The sequence below is a fragment of the Pseudomonas karstica genome (assembly GCF_009707515.1).
Classification (GTDB): Bacteria; Pseudomonadota; Gammaproteobacteria; order Pseudomonadales; family Pseudomonadaceae; genus Aquipseudomonas; species Aquipseudomonas karstica.
The window spans coordinates 111,933-129,169 of the sequence record NZ_WLYI01000011.1; the positions used below are offsets into that span (position 1 = coordinate 111,933).

The following is a 17,237-nucleotide window of genomic DNA, read 5'->3' on the forward strand; positions in this document are numbered from 1 at the left end:
GTTCTTATTGTTGTTGTGACGCCGGGTGAGCCGTTTTCTAAATCAATGCGAGTGGGCGTGTTCGCTGGCCGCAGCCCGCTCGGCACCGCCCAGAATGTTGAACAACAGGTTCAGCGACAATGCGCTGAGCGTGGCCATGGCGATGCCGCTATGAGTAATCGGGCTCATCCACAGCGGCAGTTGAGCGAAGAACTCAGGACGTACCACCGGAATCAATCCCATGCCGATACTCACGGCCACCAGTAACTGGTTGCGACGGTCGGCGATGTCGGCTTCCTGGAGGATCTTGATTCCGGTGGCCGCCACCATGCCGAACATGGCAATGGCCGCGCCGCCGAGTACCGCCGGTGGAATCGAGGCCACCAGAAACGCCGCCTTGGGCAGCAGGCTGAGGACAATCAGAAAGCCCCCGGCCATAAGGGTCACCGAACGGCAGCGCACGCCGGTCATTTGCACCAGGCCAATGTTTTGCGCGAAAGAGGAATGAGTGAAGGTGTTGAAGAAGCCGGCGAAAAACGATGCTCCGGCGTCACACAGCAGGCCACGACGCAGCATCTTCGGGGTGACTTCCTGGCCCGTGATCTTGCCCAATGCCAGGAACATACCGGTGGACTCGACAAAGATAATCACCACCACCAGGCACATCGACAGGATGGGCGCCAACTCGAATGTCGGCATGCCGAAATGCAGCGGTGTCACCACTTGCACCCAGGGAGCCTGGGCCAGGCCGTCGAGGTCGACCATGCCGATCACTGCGCACAGCCCGTAACCCAGGGCCATGCCGATCAGCACCGAAATATTGACCCAGAAACCGCGCATGAAGCGATTGATCAACAAGATGGTAGCCAGCACCACAGCGGCAATGGCCAGGTAAACAGGGGAGCCGAAGCTTGCAGCGGCGTTGCCACCGCCCGCCCAATTGACGGCAACAGGAAACAACGAAAGACCGATCGCCGTGATCACGGTACCGGTCACCAACGGTGGAAAGAAGCGCACGATCCTGGACATGAACGGTGCGATGAGCATGCCAAAGAACCCGGCGGCGATGGTCGCGCCGAAGATTCCTTGCAGGCCGATTCCCGGCATGCCTGCCATGGCGACCATGCTGCCGACCGCGGCGAAACTGGCGCCCATCATCACCGGCATACGGATGCCCACCGGCCCGATGCCCAAGGACTGCACCATGGTGGCGATCCCTGCTACCAGCAGGTCGGCATTGATCAGGAAAGCGATCTCTTCACGGCTCAAGCCCGCAGCTTGCCCGATGATCAAGGGGACTGCGACTGCACCGCCGTACATCAGTAATACGTGTTGCAGGCCTACCAGAATCAGTTGCAACAGGGGTAGCCGCACCATGGCGGGTGCGGCAGGAATCTGCGGTTCGGCTAACTCGGACATGCAACACCTCGGATCTTTTTTATTTTTGTGTTGTTTGGCATTCAATTGCCAGGTGGAACGGTGCCAGGCCTTTGTAGGAGCGAGCTTGCTCGCGAGGGTCGTCAACGATAACGCGCGCATACAGGATGAACGCGGTGCCCTCGAGTTTTTCGCGAGCGAGCTCGCTCCTACAGGGTTGTGTAACTAGTTGGTCCGCGCCCCCTGGTTGATCCAGGTGCCAATCAAATCCCGTTCCTGCTGGGTCATCTGGGTGATATTGCCCAGCGGCATGATCTGGCTCGCCACGGCTTGCGCTTGAATCCGCGCCGCCTGTTGCTGGATCTGCGTTGGCGTATCAAACATCACCCCTGCAGGTGCGGTGCTGAACAGCGGGCTGGTGGGCTTGGCCGAATGGCACACGGTGCAACGTTCTTCGATCACGCTGTGGACCTTGCCAAAGTCTGTCGACGCCTGGGCCGGTGCCGGTTCTGCGGGCGGTGCAGGCGCTGCGGGTACAGCAGGTTTGAGCCCGCCACCCAATGCAGTTTCCGGCAACGGCTGGTACTCGATGGCGGCCGGGGCCTTGGCCACGTCTGGTGTGGTTGCCATCGGCTTGGGACCGGTGACATACGCCAGGCAGATCATCGCCAGGGCGCCGACGGGTAAGGTCCAGGCATATTTCTGGCTGTTATGACGGGTGTTGAAGTAGTGACGCACCAGCACCGCCGCCACCGCAATCCCGGCCAGGATCAACCAGTTGTATTGGCTGCCGTAGGTGCTCGGGAAGTGGTTGCTGATCATGATGAACAGCACGGGCAAGGTGAAGTAGTTGTTGTGCCGTGAACGCAGCAAACCCTTGGCCGGCAGCGCCGGATCAGGCGTGCGGTTTTCCGCGATCGCGGCTACCAGCGCACGCTGGGCCGGCATGATGATGCGGAACACATTACCCACCATGATAGTGCCGATCACTGCGCCCACATGCAGGTACGCGCCGCGCCCGCTGAACACCTTGCTGAAGCCGTAGGCGGCCGCAATCAACAGCACGAACAGGATCAAGCCGAGCAGGGCAGGGCGTTTGCCCAAGGCCGAGTCACAGAGAAAGGAGTAGATGAACCAGCCGACGAACAGTGAGCCAATGCCCAGCAACACGCCTTCAGTGCCGCTGAGGCTGCTGCCAGGGGCCAGCAGGTACAGCGTCGGGTTGAGGTAGAACACCACGCACAACAGCGCGACGCCCGACATCCAGGTGAAATAGGCTTCCCATTTGAACCAATGCAGGTTGTCCGGCATGGTCGGTGGGGCCAGTTTGTATTTTTCCAGGTGGTAGATACCGCCACCGTGGATCGCCCACAAATCGCCGGCGAGGCCGTTTTTGGGGTTGACGCGATTAAGGTTGTTTTCCAACCAGACAAAGTAGAAAGAAGCGCCGATCCAGGCGACGCCAGTGATCATATGAACCCAGCGCACGCTCAGGTTCAGCCATTCCAACAGATGTGCTTCCACAGTCTTTACCTCTCGCTCGTCACCCTTGTTGTCGGGTGATCAGGCCTTCTCTTATTGGTGGGGGGCGAGGATCAACCGCTCATCCTCTTTGAAAAAATGCTCATCGCAGTTATTGCCTGTGCCACTGCGATCAACCACCAGGAAGTCATCCCGCTTTTCGATCGTCAGCACCGGGTGGTGCCAGACGCCGCGATGGTAATTAATGCCCTGCCTGCCGTTGGTGACGAAGGCGCGGACCAAGCCCGATACAGGTTCATCGCCAAGTGGCGCGACCACGATCAGAAAAGGGTTGCCGAGCAGCGGTATGAAAGCCTGGCTGCCCAGCGGGTGTCTCTCCAGCATGCACACGGTCAGCGGCATGTCCTGCGCGTCGGCGCGGAAGATGCTGATGATTGCGTGGTCTTCAGGCGTGGCGGTTTCAACCGTCGCCAGTTTATGAAAACGCATGGTCGAGCCGTTGTTGATCATGAAGTGATCGCTGCCATCGGTTTCGATAACGTCTCCGAAAGGGGCAAAGGCTTCTTTGGTCAAGGGTTCGATCATCAGTGTGCGCATGGCTGTCTTCTTAATCTTATCTGTGGATCGCTCCCACGCTCTGCGTGGGAACGTTGCCCTGGACGCTCTGCGTCCGCTCTTGTGACGCGGAGCGTCACGGGATGCATTCCCACGCAGAGCGTGGGAACGATCATGGGTTACTTGGCGACCTTGCCGAAAACCCGCAGGCGGCTCACACCACCATCCGGGAATACGTTCAGGCGAATGTGAGTAATCGGGCCCAGTGCCTTGATCTGCTCGACGAAGGTGTGTTCGGCGTGCATTTCCAGTTTCTGCGCCGGCAACAGTTCGCGCCAGAACAGCGATTGGGTTTCGATCTGGCTGTCGGTGCCGCCTTTTACGAACGCGCCCTGGATCGAGCAGGTGTCCGGATAGTTACCCTTGAAGTGCAAGGTGTCGACGACGATTTTCTCGATCTCGCCCGGATGGCCCAGGGCGACGATCACCCAGTCATTGCCTGGCGTGCGACGACGGGCGGTTTCCCAACCGTCGCCCATGTTGATGCCACGGCCCGGGTTGAGGATGTTGCTCATGCGGCCGAAGTGTTCATCGGAGCAGGCCAGGGCGCGACCGCCGTTCAGGGCCGCAGCCAGGTCGAGCTGTTCGTTGTCGCCCACAGCCGACCAGTCGCGGAACGGAATGCCATACACGCGCAGGCGGGCCACACCGCCATCCGGGTAGATGTTGAAGCGCAGGTGGCTGAAGGCCTGGTCGTTGTTGATCTCGTGGTAGTGGTGGCTATTACCTTGCAGCTCGACGGCAGACAGCACTTCGACCCACTGGGTGTTTTCAGTCGGTTCGCCTTCGGTCAGGAAGCAGGCTTCCAGGGAGGCCGATGGCGGGAAGTTGCCGGTGAAGAATGAAGTATCGATGTCCACGCCTTTGATCCGGCCCGGAACGCCCAGGCGGATCATCGCGCTGTCGTAGCCTTCAAAGCGCTTGCGGCGGGACTCCCAGCCGTCCATCCACTTGCCGTTATCATCGAAAACGCCCTCCTTCCATACGGCCGGGGTCGGCTGGAACAGTCGGTTGGCGTCGGCGAACCAGTCATCGGTTACAGAGATGATCTTGGTGCCCAGGCGGGCGTCGGCCAGGTTGACGAACTTCTCGAAAGGTACGGCGTAAGCTTTCATTCTTCTTGTCTGCCTTAGATAGAGTGGCTGGGGATGGTCGTTTAGAGGGTCAGTAATCGGAACAACGCGATCTTGTTGATCTCTGCCAGTGCGCATTTGAACTCGGTGTCCACCGAGTTGTGGATGCGCGTTTCAAATGCGGCAAGGATCTGATGCCGGTTGCTGCCTTTTACCGCCATGATGAAGGGAAACTTGAACTTGGCTTTGTAAGCCTCGTTCAGCTCGGTGAAGCGCGAAAACTCGTCGCTCGAGCATTGGTGAATACCAGCGCCCGCTTGTTCGTGGGTGCTGGCTTCGGTCAACTGGCCCTGGACGGCAGCCTTGCCGGCCAGGTCCGGGTGAGCGTTGATCAGGGCCAACTGACTGGCATGATCGGCGCAGAGCAGGATATCGCTCATGCGCTGGTGCAGGGTTTCGATCTCATCGATCGACGCATCCTGGCCCAGGTCGAAGGCCTTTTCGGCCACCCATGGCGAGTGCTCGTAGATATCGGCGAAGGCGGCGACAAACGCATCGCGGCTCAAGGTCGACGGTTTCAAGGTCTGGAAAACGGTCACTTGGCGGCTCCCTGGTAGGGGTGGGTTTCATGCCAGTGGCGGGCAATGTCGACACGGCGGGTGAACCACACCTGCTCATGGCCCTTGGCGTATTCGATAAAACGCTTGAGCGCGGCCAGGCGTGCCGGGCGGCCGATCAGGCGGCAATGCAAACCGATGGAGAGCATTTTCGGTGCCTCGGCGCCTTCGGCGTACAGCACATCGAACGCGTCCTTGAGGTACTCGAAAAAATCGTCGCCCTTGTTGAAACCCTGGACCTGGGTGAAGCGCATGTCATTGGTGTCCAGGGTGTAGGGGATCACCAGGTGCGGCTTGCCGGTCGGGTTGTTGGGTTCCCAGTAGGGCAGGTCGTCGTCGTAGGTGTCACAGTCATACAGGAAACCGCCTTCCTCCATCACCAGCCGCCGGGTGTTGGGGCCGGTACGCCCGGTGTACCAGCCCAGCGGGCGTTCACCGGTCAGTTCGGTGAGGATGCGGATGGCTTCGAGCATGTGCTCGCGCTCCTGGGCCTCATCCATGTATTGGTAGTCGATCCAGCGGTAACCGTGGCTGCAGATCTCGTGGCCGGCGGCGACCATGGCGCGGATTACGTCCGGGTGACGCTGGGCGGCCATGGCCACGGCAAAGATGGTCAGCGGGATATCGAGTGCTTTAAAGAGTTTGAGGATGCGCCACACACCGGCACGGCTGCCGTATTCGTACAGCGACTCCATGCTCATGTTGCGCTCGCCTTGCAGCGGTTGCGCCGAAACCATTTCCGAGAGGAAGGCTTCCGACTCTCGGTCGCCATGCAGGATATTGCGCTCACCACCTTCTTCGTAGTTGAGTACGAACGACAAAGCGATACGCGCCTTGCCCGGCCAGTGAGGGTGAGGAGGGTTACTGCCGTAACCGATCAGGTCGCGTGGGTAGTCAGCGCTCACTGCAGTCTTCCTTCTTGTTCGAGATACTGGTTGTGTGGCGTTAGCCAGCAAAAGACTGGATGGCGTCACAGCGATGCTTGATTGTATACAACTTGATGGTCACTTTGTAAGCCTGTATTTCTGCATTTTTTCATTGACCCCACAATAGGGCAGTACTGCAAGAAACCTGCCTGACTGGTCAGCTAATGGATAAAAGGTCGTTTAAAAGCAAGCTTGGATGATCAATTGCCCATAGAGTCTTTGCCAAAAGGGCAGTGCAGAAGTTTGTGATTATTATTGTGTACAACTTTTTATAAAAATGTCTTAATCGTTCATCGCCAGCGTTTTTCATGCACTGAAAAGATGCGGCCTTTTTCTAATTGATTTCGGGAGGCGAGTGCCCATGGGACGACTGACCACACACGTACTGGATGCTGCACACGGTTGCCCCGGCAGCGCCATCAAGGTTGAGCTGTACCGCGTTGAGGGTACACAGCTGGAAATGGTTGCCAGCGCCTTGACCAATAATGATGGCCGCTGCGACGCGCCGTTGTTGCAAGGTGATGACTACCGTAGCGGTGTCTATCAGTTGCAGTTCAGCGCTGGGGATTATTATCGTGCACGTGGTGTGCAACTGCCGGAACCGGCCTTTCTGGATGTCGTGGTACTGCGCTTTGGTATCAGCGCTGAACAGGATCATTACCACGTGCCCCTACTGATTTCGCCTTACAGCTACTCCACTTATCGCGGTAGCTGAGTCGTCACCTCGCTTCACATCCTCAACGCTCTTCGTTGGTTTCGCCCGCTCACACTGCGGGCTTTTTTTTGCTTGTTGTTTGCATCTGCACACGGCCCCAATCGCCTGCGCGACCGGGGCTTGGTGTTCAGCGGCTGAGTAGCGACGCAGCGCCTGCACCGGTGAACAAGCCGGCACTGACTCGATTAAACCAACTCTGGCCCTTACCGCTGCGCAAGTAACGCGCAGCGCCGTGAGCCCCCAGGCCATAGGCCAATTTGCACAACAGGTCGAGCACGGTCCACGTGGCGATCATGATCAGTAACTGTGGCAAAAAGGCTTGCTGGGCACTGAGGAATTGCGGCAAGAAGGCGGCAAAAAACAAGATGTCCTTCGGGTTGCTGGCGCCCAATACAAAGGCCCGGCCGAACAGCGTGCGAAAACGCGGGATGGCGGCCACTTGCGGCACATCGGCACCACGGGCCGGTTGCCGGGAGTGCTGCCAGCTTTGCCAGGCGAGGTAGAACAGGTACAGCGCGCCGACGATCTTCAGGGCGCTGAACAACTGCTCCGAAGCCAGCAACAAGGCACCCAGGCCCAGCGCCGAGGCGCTCAACAGGCAGATCGAGGCAATCACGCCACCGAGAAATGCCGGGTATGAGCGGCGCAGGCCGTAGTTCAAGCTGTTGCTGATCATCAGCAAGGACAAGGGGCCCGGGATCAAAATCACCACTAGCGCCGCGCCGCTGAACAGCAGCCAGGTTTCCAGACTCATTTCGTTCCTCCTAGTAATAAGCGGCAAGCCACACGCTTCAAGTTAAAAGCGTGTGGCTTGCTACTTCAAGCGTGCCGCTGTTTTTTACAGGAAGGCAAACTTGGCAATAAAGATCGCGCAAAGCACCCACAGGCTGACGGAAATTTCCTTGTGTTTACCGGTGCCGGCCTTGAGCGCCACATAGGTGATAAAGCCCAGGGCGATGCCGTCTGCCACGGAAAAGGTCAGGGGCATCATGATCGCCGTGACAATGGCCGGAATGCTGTCGGTGGCATCGTCCCAGTTGATGTGGGCCATGCCGCTCATCATCAGCATCGCTACATAGATCAACGCACCTGCCGTGGCATAAGCGGGAATCATGCCTGCCAGCGGGGCGAAAAACATCGCGGCGACAAACAGCACACCCACGGTGACGGCGGTCAACCCAGTGCGCCCACCGGCCGCCACGCCTGCGGCGCTTTCTACATAGCTGGTGACGGGCGGCACGCCAACCATGGCGCCGAATACGCTGGAAGCACTGTCGGCTTTCAAGGCGCGGGAAAGGTTTTCGATCTTGCCATCGGCGTTCACCAGTCCTGCCCGCTGGGCGACGCCCATCAGGGTGCCGGCGGTGTCGAACATGTGTACAAACAGAAACGCAAACACCACGCTGATCATACTGACATTGAACACACCCATCACGTCCATGGCCATCCAGGTCGGCGCCAGGCTGGGTGGGGTGGCGAGAATGCCTTGGTACTGCACCAGGCCCAGGCCCCAGCCGGCCAGTGTGACGGCAATGATGCTGATCAGGATTGCACCGAATACACGGTGATAGCTGAGGATGGCAATCAACAGAAAGCAGATGGCCGCCAGCAGCGGGGCTGGCTCATGCAGGGAGCCGAGTTTGATCAGGGTGGCCGGGCTGTCGACGATGATGCCGGCAGTTTTCAGGCCGATCACCCCAAGAAACAGGCCTACCCCTGCGCCCATGGCGTGGCGCAGGCTCACCGGGATGCTGTTGAGCAGCCATTCGCGGATGCGCGACAGCGTCAGGATCATGAACAATACCCCGGAGATAAACACCGCACCCAGGGCGGTCTCCCAGTTGTAGCCCATGGTGCCAACCACGGTGTAGGTGAAAAACGCGTTCAAACCCATGCCCGGCGCCAGGCCCACCGGCCAGTTGGCGTACAGGCCCATCAACAGGCAGCCCAACGCGGCGGCGATGCAGGTGGCGACGAACGCTGCGCCGTGATCGATGCCGGCGTCGGCCATGATATTGGGGTTGACGAAAATGATGTAGGCCATGGTGATGAACGTCGTGAGGCCGGCGATCAGCTCGGTCTTCACTGTGGTGCCATGCAAGCTCAGCTTGAACAGGCGTTCCAGCCAACCCTGCTTCATAGGGGTAAGGCGCGGCGGGGAGAGGTCCAGCGGGGCTTCGGATTTTCGGCTTTCCACAGCGAGTACTCCTCAAGAGTTTTATTGTTATTTCCAGCGCCGGACACATGAGTGGGCAGCGGCGCTTTGAGGTACTAGCGGGTTTGTTGACCAAAAGGTCAGGAACTCGCACGAAGCGAATTATGCTTTTGTATACAAATAAAGCAAATAATGTTTTTTGTTTTATGTGCAAAAAGGATGAAAGGCAACCAGATCCTGGCGCTGATTGTTCCCGCGCAAAGCCTGGGAGCAATCTCTCAGGGCTATTTCACGGCAGCGTCAGGGCCTTATTGACCGCCAACCAACCGTTCACTGCTTCCTCGCCGGCCTCGGCAAAGGCACGCTGCAACAGCTTCACTTGTTCGCGGCGCAATGACTGCTCGAAGCGCAGCCCTTGCGCAGTCAGCTCCAGCAAGCGTTTGCGCTTGTCGGTTTCGCTGGCGACGCTGTCCACCAAGTGCATTTCCTGCAATTGGCGCAGTGGCATGTTCAGCGCCTGCTTGCTCACGCCGAGCAATTCCAGCAACTCTTTCACACTCAAGGTCGGATAGCGGGCGATAAAAAATACAATGCGCTGATGCACTCGGCTCAAGCCACGATGCTCCAGCATTTCGTCGGCCTTGGCGGTAAACGCTTGGTAGCCGAAGAAGAACGCTTCCATGGCTGCTTGCTGGGAGGTCTGGTTTTTAAGGTCAAGCATGTTGACGTATCTGCTCAGGCTGTCGTAATTTCAGTCAACCAGTTTGACGTATTTTCCTCAGGCTTTGCTACCGGTGACCTCTATGGCCTTCTCCGAACGTGTTTCGCGCCTTAAAAGCTCCTTGATCCGTGAAATCCTCGCGGCGGCCCAGCGTCCGGAGGTGATGTCCTTTGCCGGTGGATTGCCGGCCGAAGCCATGTTGCCCAAGCTTGATTGGGACGAAATGCCGCTGAACATTGGCCAGTACGGCATGAGCGAAGGTGAGCCGCAACTGCGCGAGTTGCTCGCCGCCGAGGCGCGGGCGCTGGGTGTCCCGTGCGAGGCCAGCCAGGTGCTGGTGGTCAGCGGTTCCCAGCAAACCCTGGACCTGGCCACCAAGCTGTACATCGATAAAGGCACGAAAATTCTGCTGGAAGGCCCGACTTACCTTGCGGCCTTGCAGATTTTCCAACTGTTCGGCGCCGAGTGCCTGACCGTGCCGCTTGAGGCCGACGGCCCAAATCTGGCGGCCCTGCGCGCAAGCCTCGAGCAGCATCGTCCGTCCTTCATCTACCTGATCCCGACCTTCCAGAACCCTTCGGCCGTGCGCTACAGCGAAGCCAGGCGCGACGCAGTGGCCGCGTTGCTGGATGAGTTCGGCGTGACCCTGATCGAAGACGAACCCTATCGTGAACTGAGCTTCGACGGCGGCAGTGCCCGGCCGCTGGTCAGCCGCTTGCAGAGCGCCAGTTGGATCTACACCGGCACGGTGTCCAAGACCTTGCTGCCGGGGCTGCGAGTCGGTTACCTGATCGCCAGCCCCGACCTGTTTCCCCATCTACTCAAGCTCAAGCAGTCGGCGGACCTGCACACCAATCGCATCGGCCAGTGGCAGGCGATGCAGTGGATTGGCAGCGAGAAATATCAGCAGCACCTGGTGCAGCTGCGCAGCTTTTACCGGATACGCCGTGACGCCTTCCAGGCGGCGCTGGAGCGTTACTTCAGTGACCTGGCCGACTGGCAGGTGCCCCAAGGCGGATTATTCTTCTGGTTGACCTTGAAACAGCCGTTGGACACCCGCACTTTGTTGGCTCAAGCGCTCGAGCAGGATGTTGCGTTCATGCCCGGTGAACCGTTCTTTTGCGAACCGGATTTGCATCACGGTCACTTGCGCCTCAATTTCAGCCACATTGACCCAGCGCGCCTGGACGAGGGGCTTATGCGTCTCGCGGCAGTGGTCCGTCTGGCACAGCGCGCGCAAGCGGCATAAGGGGAGCTCCATGTACAAGGTTTATGGCGATTACCGTTCGGGCAACTGCTACAAGGTCAAGTTGATGCTCAACCTGCTGGGCATTCCTTACCAGTGGGTGGATGTCGACATCTTGAAGGGCGACACCCAGACCGCCGAGTTCCTGGCAAAGAACCCCAACGGCAAGATCCCGGTGCTGGAGCTGGAAGACGGCACCTGCCTGTGGGAGTCCAACGCGATCCTCAACTTCCTGGCCGACAGCAGCGAATTCCTGCCCAGCGAACCGCGCCTGCGCACCCAGGTGTTGCAGTGGCAGTTTTTCGAGCAGTACAGCCATGAGCCGTACATTGCGGTGGCGCGGTTTATCCAGTTCTACCTGGGGTTGCCGGAAGATCGACTGGAGGAATACAAGACCACTCACAAAGGCGGCTACAAGGCCTTGAAGGTCATGGAGCGACAGCTGCAAGCCACGCCGTATCTAGTGGGCGAGCAATATTCGATTGCCGATATCGCGCTGTATGCCTACACCCATGTGGCCCATGAAGGCGGGTTCGACCTCACGCCTTATCCCGCCGTGCAGGCTTGGTTGGCACGGGTGGCCAGCCATCCAGGACATGTGCTGATGCTCGACTGAAAGGCCGATGATCGTTCCTGCGCAGAGTGGGAACGATCACCGTGAGCGCAATTGCGTATTGAGTAGTTCAAAACAACGCTGCGCCGCCGGGCTCAGCGTCTGCCCACTGCGACTGATCAACCCAATCTCCCGGTTCACCCGCGGATGATCGATGTTGATTCGTTTCAACCCCGCCAGGCTGTCCGCTGCCGACTCCGGTAAAATACTGATCCCCAACCCCTGGCGCACCAGTGCCAACACCGTCGACATGTAGTTGGCCTCCATCCCTGCCAGCATTGTCAGGCGCGTTTCATCGAACAACACATCGACTTGTTCGCGCACACTGCTGTCGCGGCCGGTGAGGATGATCGGTTGGTCCGCCAGTTGCTCCAGGGTCAGCGTGGTGTACCGGGTCAGGGGGTGATCCTGTGGCACGAATGCACATAAACGATCATTAAGCACCGGCACGAAGTCCAGGCCATGGTTCAACCGCGCTCGCACACCGATGCCGAAGTCCACTTCTCCTGAGCGCACCTGCCCATGAATGCGATGGGCCACCAGGTCGTGCAGACGCACCTCGATTCCGGCAAAGCGTTCGCGAAACAGGCGCAGGGCGGGGGGCAAGCTGCCTGCGCAGACGGAGGGCAGGGCGGCAATCGTCACCACCCCACGGCGCAGGGCGGCGAGGTCGCGGGAGCCGGTGACGATGTTGTCCAGGTCCAGCAACAGTTTCTCCATCGGCCCGCGTGCCTCCAGGCCGGCGGCAGTAATGCTGACATGACGCGGGCTGCGGTCGAGGAGGGCGACGCCGAGCCACTCTTCCAATTGCTGGACTTGTACCGTCAGCGCCGAGGGTGACAAATGCAGTTCATTGGCGGCCTTGGTGAAGTTGCCGGTGCGCGCCACGGCCAGGAACGCCTGGATATGCTGGATCGAATTTTTCATCGTTATGCTGCCTGGTGTTTTGTTTTTGCGAACATGAACAGCTGAATATTCCAATTTACAAAGACTAACGCGATTCCAATACTCCGTGGAAAACAATAACCGGCCACAAAGGCCGCTCTGGAGTAATCCATGCTCGCTACCCTGGGTGTCATCACCATCCTGTGCCTGCTCGCTGCCGTCATGAGCAAACGCCTGTCGCCACTGGTTGCGCTGATCGCCTTGCCAATCATCGCCGCGTTGCTCGGCGGCTTCGGCTTGCAAACCAGCGCATTCATCATCACCGGTATCAAGAACGTCGCCCCTGTGGTGGGTATGTTTGTGTTTGCGATCCTGTTCTTCGGGATCATGACCGATGCCGGGATGCTCGATCCGATCATCGACCGAATCCTGCGCACGGTCGGGACACGTCCCACACGGATTGTCGTCGGCACCGCGACCCTGGCGTTGCTGGTGCACCTGGACGGTTCTGGCGCGGTGACGTTTTTGGTGACGGTGCCGGCGATGTTGCCGTTGTACACCCGGCTGGGTATCGACAAACGCATCCTGGCCTGCGTCTGCGCGATGGCGGCCGGGGTCAACTTCCTGCCGTGGACCGGTCCGGTGCTGCGCTCCTCGGCAGCGCTGCACGTACCGGTGGCGGACCTGTTCCAGCCATTGATCCCGGTGCAGATCGTCGGCCTGGTCTTTGTCTTCACCTGTGCCTGGTGGCTGGGCCACCGCGAAGAAAAACGCCTGGGCCTGGGGGCTGGTTCCACCGTGGATGCCATGCCGCAACGAGTGCTCAGCGACGACGACATCGCCCTGCGTCGCCCGCGCCTGTTCTGGGTCAACCTGATCCTGACCATGCTGGTGATGGTGGTGATGATTGCCGGCTGGGTCGACCCGGTGGTGATGTTTATGTTGGGCACAGTGCTGGCGTTGTGCATCAACTACCCCAACGTCGACGCCCAGCGCGCGCGGATCGATGCTCATGCCAAAACGGCCTTGACCATGGCCAGCATCTTGCTCGCCGCTGGCGTGTTCACCGGCATCATGCAAGGCACCGGCATGCTCAAGGCCATCGCCGAAGTGGCGGTGGCGCAGATTCCCGCCGGTCACGGCAAGTTGATCCCCGCGGTGGTGGGCTTCCTGTCGATGCCGTTGAGCATGCTGTTTGATCCTGATTCCTACTACTTCGGCGTGATGCCGGTGATCGCCGAAGTCGGCAAGGCTTTGGGTGTCGACCCGTTGCAAGTGGCCCAGGCCTCGTTGCTCGGCGTGCACACCACCGGTTTCCCCGTCAGCCCGTTGACGCCTGCGACCTTTCTGCTGGTGGGCCTGTGCAAGATCGAATTGGCCGATCACCAGCGCTTCACCATCCCTTTTCTGTTTGCCGCGTCGGTGTTGATGACCCTGACGGCCCTGCTCCTGGGAGTGTTTTGAGATGAAAACCTTACGCATCGGTTCCGGCGCCGGTTATTCCGGCGACCGTATCGAGCCTGCGGTGGAATTGGCCGAACATGGCGACCTGGACTACCTGGTCTTCGAATGCCTGGCCGAACGCACCATCGCCCTGGCCCAGCAAGCGCGAATCAGCGATCCCCAGGGTGGTTATGACCCGCTGCTCAGTGTGCGCATGCGTTGTGTACTGCCCTTTGTCGGCCGGCGCGAGGGAGGGCGGCGCTTGCGGGTCATCACCAATATGGGGGCTGCCAACCCAGTGGCGGCGGCGCTTGAAGTGCGCCGGGTTGCCAGTGAGTTGGGCCTGACGCTCAAGGTGCTGGCGGTAGTCGGTGATGACGTGCTTGAAGTGCTGCGTCGGCAACCGGAGCAGTTACTCGATAACGGGCAGACCCTCGGTTCATTGGGTGAGCGGCTGATTTCGGCGAATGTCTATCTGGGCGCCGACGGTATTATCGACGCCTTGCGCGCCGACGCCGACGTGGTGATCACCGGTCGGGTGGCTGATCCGTCGCTGTTCCTCGCGCCGCAGATGTTCGAGTTCGGCTGGGCTGGCGATGATTGGCAGCGCCTGGGGCGGGGTACTTTGGTGGGGCACTTATTGGAATGTGCCGGCCAGGTCAGCGGCGGCTATTTCGCCGATCCGGGCTTCAAGGATGTCGAGGACCTGGCACGACTGGGTTTCCCCTTGGCCGAGATTGATGCCGACGGCGAGGCTCTGATCACCAAGGTCAAGGGATCGGGTGGACGGGTCAGCCGCGCCACCTGCATCGAACAACTGATCTATGAAGTCCATGACCCGGCTGCGTACTTGACGCCGGATGTGTGCGCGGACTTTTCCCAGGTGACCTTCGTCGAGGAAGCCGTGGACCGGGTGCGTGCCCATGGCGCGGCGGGGCGGCCACGGCCTGAGCAGTTGAAAGTCAGCGTCGGTTATCTGGACGGTTGGATCGGCGAGGGGCAGATGTCCTACGGCGGTCCGGGGGCCGTGGCGCGGGCGCAACTGGCGCGGGACGTGGTGCTCAAACGCCTGGAGTTGACCGGGGTGTCCATGCAGGAGGTACGCGCCGAACTGATCGGGATTGACGCGCTGCACGGTGAGCGCAGCACGGTTGAACCCTGGGAGGTGCGCCTGCGGGTGAGCGCCCGCTGCGCAGAGCGTAGCGACGCAGTGCGGGTTGGCAATGAAGTGGAAACCCTCTACACCAACGGCCCGTCCGGCGGTGGTGGCGCCAGTAAAAGCCTGCGCCAGGTGGTGGCCGTGGCATCGTTGTTGTTGTCCAGAAACGCAGTCAACCCGAGGATCGAATCATGAGGACCGTCAAGCTGCGCACCCTGGCCCATTCACGCACGGGCGATAAGGGCGATACCTCGAATATCTCGTTCATTGCGTATCGGGTCGAGGACTATCCGCTGTTGTGCGAGCAACTGACGGCTGAGCGCGTGGCGGCGTATTTTGCGCCGTTGCTGGAACCGGGGGCGGCGCCGGTACGGCGCTATGAATTGCCCAATGTACAGGCACTGAATTTCGTACTGCCGGGGATCTTGCGTGGCGGGGTAACCCGCTCGCTGGCGCTGGATGCCCATGGCAAATGCCTGGGCTCCGCGCTATTGGAGTTGGAGCTTAGCCTTCTGTAGGCGCGAGGGGCAGGTGTCAGGCCGCCGCGAAACGCTTGTCCAGGTAATCGATGATCACCTTGGAGTCATACATCCAAGTGGTCTGGCCATTCTCTTCAATACGCAGGCACGGCACCTTGATCTTGCCGCCTTGCTCCAACAGGGCCTGGCGATCCTGTTCGTTGTTCTTGGCATCTTTCAGCGCCACCGGCACATTCAGGCGGTGCAGGGCACGGCGGGTTTTCACACAGAATGGGCAGGCGTGGAACTGATACAGGGTCAAGGCCTTGGCCGATTGGTCGACCACCGCCTGGGCGTTGGCCGGGCGCTGCAGTTTGCGCGGGCGGGTGATGAAGTCGATAAAGATGATGAGCTGGCCGAGGCCCACTCGAAGTGCTTTGACGAACACGGTTATAGCCTCTTGCCCGGAAGTTGAGCGCCGCAGCTTACCTGAATTTTGGCAGGCGAAAAAAAACCGGCGATGAATGCCGGTTTTTCTCTCTAACAACCTGTCACTTGATCAGGCTGAGAAACTCGCTGCGGGTTGCTGCGTTTTCGCGGAACTCACCCAGCATCACCGACGTGATCATCGACGAATTCTGCTTCTCCACACCGCGCATCATCATGCACATGTGCTTGGCTTCGATCACCACGGCCACGCCCAGGGCACCGGTCACCTGCAGGACTGCATCGGCAATCTGGCGGCTGAGGTTTTCCTGGATCTGCAGGCGGCGGGCGTACATGTCGACAATCCGTGCGACCTTCGACAGGCCCAGCACTTTGCCGCTCGGGATATACGCGACGTGGGCCTTGCCGATGAAGGGCAGCAAGTGGTGCTCGCACAACGAGTACAACTCGATGTCCTTGACCAGCACCATTTCGCTGTTGTCAGAGCTGAACAAGGCACCATTGGTGACCTCTTCAAGGCTCTGTTCATAACCGCGGCAAAGGTACTGCATGGCTTTGGCGGCACGTTTTGGCGTGTCGAGCAGGCCCTCGCGGGAGACGTCCTCGCCGAGTTGGCCGAGGATCGCGGTGTAATTCTGTTCCAGGGACATGAAACTACCTGTGGGGTTTTCGCAAAGTGCAAGGGTACGGTGGCCGGCAGATCGCTGCAAGCGTGTGTTACTCGTCGCGGCCTTCCATCATCGTCCGCTTGAGCATCACATATACCGCCCCGGCGCCACCATGGCGGGGTTGGCAGGAGGTAAAGCCGAGTACCTGGGTGTGCTGGCGCAGCCAGGTGTTGACGTGGCTTTTGATCATTGGTCGCTTGCCGTCCAGGCGCACGGCCTTGCCATGGGTGACGCGCACGCAGCGGATTTCGAATCGGGTGGCCTCGGCGAGGAAGGCCCAGAGGGTTTCCCGGGCTTTCTCCACGGTCATGCCATGCAGGTCGAGGCTGCCCTCGAACGGGATCTGTCCCACCTTGAGCTTGCGCATCTGACTTTCCTGGACGCCGTCGCGGGCCCACATCAGCTCGTCTTCGGGGCCGACATCGATCACGAACTGGTCGGACAAGCCGTCCACGGTGGTCGCGTCGGTACGCACCGTCGCCGCCTGGCGCAGTTTGGCGATCTGCGCACGGTCGGCCTTGGGTTTACCGGTTTCAGCACGATCGTGCTTGATTGGCTTGATGCCTTGAGTCGCGCTTTTGAACAGGGAAAAATCGTCGTCTTGCATGTCAGCCTCCGCGAAGGGCGGGCAGTTTACCTAAATCGCGGCGGCGTGATG

19 protein-coding genes are annotated in these 17,237 nt (G+C 59.7%); 6 read left to right on the forward strand and 13 right to left on the reverse strand.

The genetic code is table 11. The annotated features are described in order from the left end of the window. Positions 1–42 precede the first annotated feature (42 nt). From GIR22_RS10245 to puuE, 6 genes are all read right to left on the reverse strand, one after another. Entirely contained in the window at positions 43–1,398 is a 1,356-nt protein-coding gene (locus GIR22_RS10245; RefSeq protein WP_154743215.1) for a nucleobase:cation symporter-2 family protein, read from the reverse strand. A gap of 183 nt (positions 1,399–1,581) precedes the next feature. Beyond that, complete coding sequence (locus GIR22_RS10250; protein WP_178122186.1) at positions 1,582–2,880, reverse strand: urate hydroxylase PuuD; 1,299 nt, start codon at positions 2,878–2,880, stop codon at positions 1,582–1,584. A gap of 51 nt (positions 2,881–2,931) precedes the next feature. Next, positions 2,932–3,435, reverse strand: coding sequence for an ureidoglycolate lyase (locus GIR22_RS10255; RefSeq protein ID WP_154743216.1), 504 nt, complete (start codon positions 3,433–3,435; stop codon positions 2,932–2,934). A 137-nt stretch (positions 3,436–3,572) separates the two neighbouring features. Continuing rightward, the gene (gene alc, locus GIR22_RS10260) at positions 3,573–4,568 is read right to left on the reverse strand and encodes an allantoicase (protein ID WP_154743217.1); all 996 of its coding nucleotides are present in this window, start codon (positions 4,566–4,568) and stop codon (positions 3,573–3,575) included. A gap of 41 nt (positions 4,569–4,609) precedes the next feature. Further along, the gene (gene uraD / locus GIR22_RS10265) at positions 4,610–5,125 is read right to left on the reverse strand and encodes a 2-oxo-4-hydroxy-4-carboxy-5-ureidoimidazoline decarboxylase (RefSeq protein ID WP_178122187.1); all 516 of its coding nucleotides are present in this window, start codon (positions 5,123–5,125) and stop codon (positions 4,610–4,612) included. Continuing rightward, entirely contained in the window at positions 5,122–6,048 is a 927-nt protein-coding gene (gene puuE / locus GIR22_RS10270) for an allantoinase PuuE (protein ID WP_178122188.1), read from the reverse strand. The genes uraD and puuE overlap by 4 nt, the downstream gene beginning before the upstream one ends. 382 nt (positions 6,049–6,430) lie before the next feature. Here puuE and uraH point away from each other — a divergent pair, with 382 nt between their 5' ends. Continuing rightward, a complete protein-coding gene (gene uraH, locus GIR22_RS10275) occupies positions 6,431–6,784 on the forward strand; it encodes a hydroxyisourate hydrolase (protein WP_154743218.1) in 354 nt (117 codons plus the stop codon). A 127-nt stretch (positions 6,785–6,911) separates the two neighbouring features. Here the strand turns inward: uraH and GIR22_RS10280 are convergent, their stop codons facing one another. The 3 genes from GIR22_RS10280 to GIR22_RS10290 all read right to left on the reverse strand — a co-directional run bounded on the left by GIR22_RS10280 (position 6,912) and on the right by GIR22_RS10290 (position 9,660). Beyond that, positions 6,912–7,538, reverse strand: coding sequence for a LysE family translocator (locus tag GIR22_RS10280; protein ID WP_154743219.1), 627 nt, complete (start codon positions 7,536–7,538; stop codon positions 6,912–6,914). Positions 7,539–7,622: 84 nt separating this feature from the next. Beyond that, on the reverse strand, positions 7,623–8,924 hold the full coding sequence (locus GIR22_RS10285) for an NCS2 family permease (protein ID WP_154743254.1): 1,302 nt from the start codon (positions 8,922–8,924) through the stop codon (positions 7,623–7,625). 304 nt (positions 8,925–9,228) lie between these two features. Then, a complete protein-coding gene (locus tag GIR22_RS10290; protein WP_154743220.1) occupies positions 9,229–9,660 on the reverse strand; it encodes a MarR family winged helix-turn-helix transcriptional regulator in 432 nt (143 codons plus the stop codon). Positions 9,661–9,742: 82 nt separating this feature from the next. Between GIR22_RS10290 and GIR22_RS10295 the strand changes: the two genes are divergently transcribed. Both GIR22_RS10295 and GIR22_RS10300 read left to right on the forward strand, forming a co-directional pair. Further along, positions 9,743–10,909 (forward strand): aminotransferase-like domain-containing protein, encoded by a 1,167-nt coding sequence (locus tag GIR22_RS10295; RefSeq protein ID WP_154743221.1) that lies wholly within the window; start codon positions 9,743–9,745, stop codon positions 10,907–10,909. A 10-nt stretch (positions 10,910–10,919) separates the two neighbouring features. Further along, a complete protein-coding gene (locus GIR22_RS10300) occupies positions 10,920–11,522 on the forward strand; it encodes a glutathione S-transferase family protein (RefSeq protein ID WP_154743222.1) in 603 nt (200 codons plus the stop codon). 36 nt (positions 11,523–11,558) lie between these two features. Here GIR22_RS10300 and GIR22_RS10305 read toward each other — a convergent pair whose 3' ends face one another. After that, positions 11,559–12,446, reverse strand: coding sequence for a LysR family transcriptional regulator (locus tag GIR22_RS10305; RefSeq protein WP_154743223.1), 888 nt, complete (start codon positions 12,444–12,446; stop codon positions 11,559–11,561). 129 nt (positions 12,447–12,575) lie between these two features. Here GIR22_RS10305 and GIR22_RS10310 point away from each other — a divergent pair, with 129 nt between their 5' ends. The 3 genes from GIR22_RS10310 to GIR22_RS10320 are packed head-to-tail and all read left to right on the forward strand — an operon-like array spanning position 12,576 to position 15,524. Further along, positions 12,576–13,868 carry a CitMHS family transporter gene (locus tag GIR22_RS10310; RefSeq protein ID WP_154743224.1) on the forward strand — a complete coding sequence of 431 codons (1,293 nt, stop codon included), beginning with the start codon at positions 12,576–12,578 and terminating at the stop codon, positions 13,866–13,868. Position 13,869: 1 nt separating this feature from the next. After that, positions 13,870–15,201, forward strand: coding sequence for an acyclic terpene utilization AtuA family protein (locus GIR22_RS10315; protein ID WP_154743225.1), 1,332 nt, complete (start codon positions 13,870–13,872; stop codon positions 15,199–15,201). Then, positions 15,198–15,524 (forward strand): AtuA-related protein, encoded by a 327-nt coding sequence (locus GIR22_RS10320; RefSeq protein WP_154743226.1) that lies wholly within the window; start codon positions 15,198–15,200, stop codon positions 15,522–15,524. Before GIR22_RS10315 ends, GIR22_RS10320 begins: the two co-directional genes overlap by 4 nt. Before the next feature lie 16 nt (positions 15,525–15,540). Here GIR22_RS10320 and GIR22_RS10325 read toward each other — a convergent pair whose 3' ends face one another. The 3 genes from GIR22_RS10325 to GIR22_RS10335 all read right to left on the reverse strand — a co-directional run bounded on the left by GIR22_RS10325 (position 15,541) and on the right by GIR22_RS10335 (position 17,186). After that, positions 15,541–15,912, reverse strand: a complete 372-nt coding sequence (locus GIR22_RS10325) for a glutathione S-transferase N-terminal domain-containing protein (RefSeq protein WP_178122190.1) — start codon at positions 15,910–15,912, stop codon at positions 15,541–15,543. Between the two features lie 103 nt (positions 15,913–16,015). Continuing rightward, complete coding sequence (gene folE / locus GIR22_RS10330) at positions 16,016–16,561, reverse strand: GTP cyclohydrolase I FolE (protein WP_154743227.1); 546 nt, start codon at positions 16,559–16,561, stop codon at positions 16,016–16,018. Positions 16,562–16,628: 67 nt separating this feature from the next. After that, positions 16,629–17,186, reverse strand: coding sequence for a Smr/MutS family protein (locus GIR22_RS10335; RefSeq protein ID WP_154743228.1), 558 nt, complete (start codon positions 17,184–17,186; stop codon positions 16,629–16,631). Positions 17,187–17,237: the final 51 nt, after the last annotated feature.

Excerpts from the sequence above, each read along its gene's own strand:
- uraH (WP_154743218.1), top strand. The coding sequence starts at position 6,431 with ATGGGACGACTGACCACACACGTACTGGATGCTGCACACGGTTGCCCC.
- GIR22_RS10295 (WP_154743221.1), top strand. The coding sequence starts at position 9,743 with ATGGCCTTCTCCGAACGTGTTTCGCGCCTTAAAAGCTCCTTGATCCGT.
- GIR22_RS10245 (WP_154743215.1), bottom strand. The coding sequence starts at position 1,398 with ATGTCCGAGTTAGCCGAACCGCAGATTCCTGCCGCACCCGCCATGGTG.
- GIR22_RS10300 (WP_154743222.1), top strand. The coding sequence starts at position 10,920 with ATGTACAAGGTTTATGGCGATTACCGTTCGGGCAACTGCTACAAGGTC.
- GIR22_RS10310 (WP_154743224.1), top strand. The coding sequence starts at position 12,576 with ATGCTCGCTACCCTGGGTGTCATCACCATCCTGTGCCTGCTCGCTGCC.
- folE (WP_154743227.1), bottom strand. The coding sequence starts at position 16,561 with ATGTCCCTGGAACAGAATTACACCGCGATCCTCGGCCAACTCGGCGAG.
- alc (WP_154743217.1), bottom strand. The coding sequence starts at position 4,568 with ATGAAAGCTTACGCCGTACCTTTCGAGAAGTTCGTCAACCTGGCCGAC.
- GIR22_RS10290 (WP_154743220.1), bottom strand. The coding sequence starts at position 9,660 with ATGCTTGACCTTAAAAACCAGACCTCCCAGCAAGCAGCCATGGAAGCG.
- GIR22_RS10305 (WP_154743223.1), bottom strand. The coding sequence starts at position 12,446 with ATGAAAAATTCGATCCAGCATATCCAGGCGTTCCTGGCCGTGGCGCGC.
- GIR22_RS10285 (WP_154743254.1), bottom strand. The coding sequence starts at position 8,924 with ATGAAGCAGGGTTGGCTGGAACGCCTGTTCAAGCTGAGCTTGCATGGC.
- GIR22_RS10320 (WP_154743226.1), top strand. The coding sequence starts at position 15,198 with ATGAGGACCGTCAAGCTGCGCACCCTGGCCCATTCACGCACGGGCGAT.
- GIR22_RS10280 (WP_154743219.1), bottom strand. The coding sequence starts at position 7,538 with ATGAGTCTGGAAACCTGGCTGCTGTTCAGCGGCGCGGCGCTAGTGGTG.
- GIR22_RS10335 (WP_154743228.1), bottom strand. The coding sequence starts at position 17,186 with ATGCAAGACGACGATTTTTCCCTGTTCAAAAGCGCGACTCAAGGCATC.
- GIR22_RS10315 (WP_154743225.1), top strand. The coding sequence starts at position 13,870 with ATGAAAACCTTACGCATCGGTTCCGGCGCCGGTTATTCCGGCGACCGT.
- GIR22_RS10255 (WP_154743216.1), bottom strand. The coding sequence starts at position 3,435 with ATGCGCACACTGATGATCGAACCCTTGACCAAAGAAGCCTTTGCCCCT.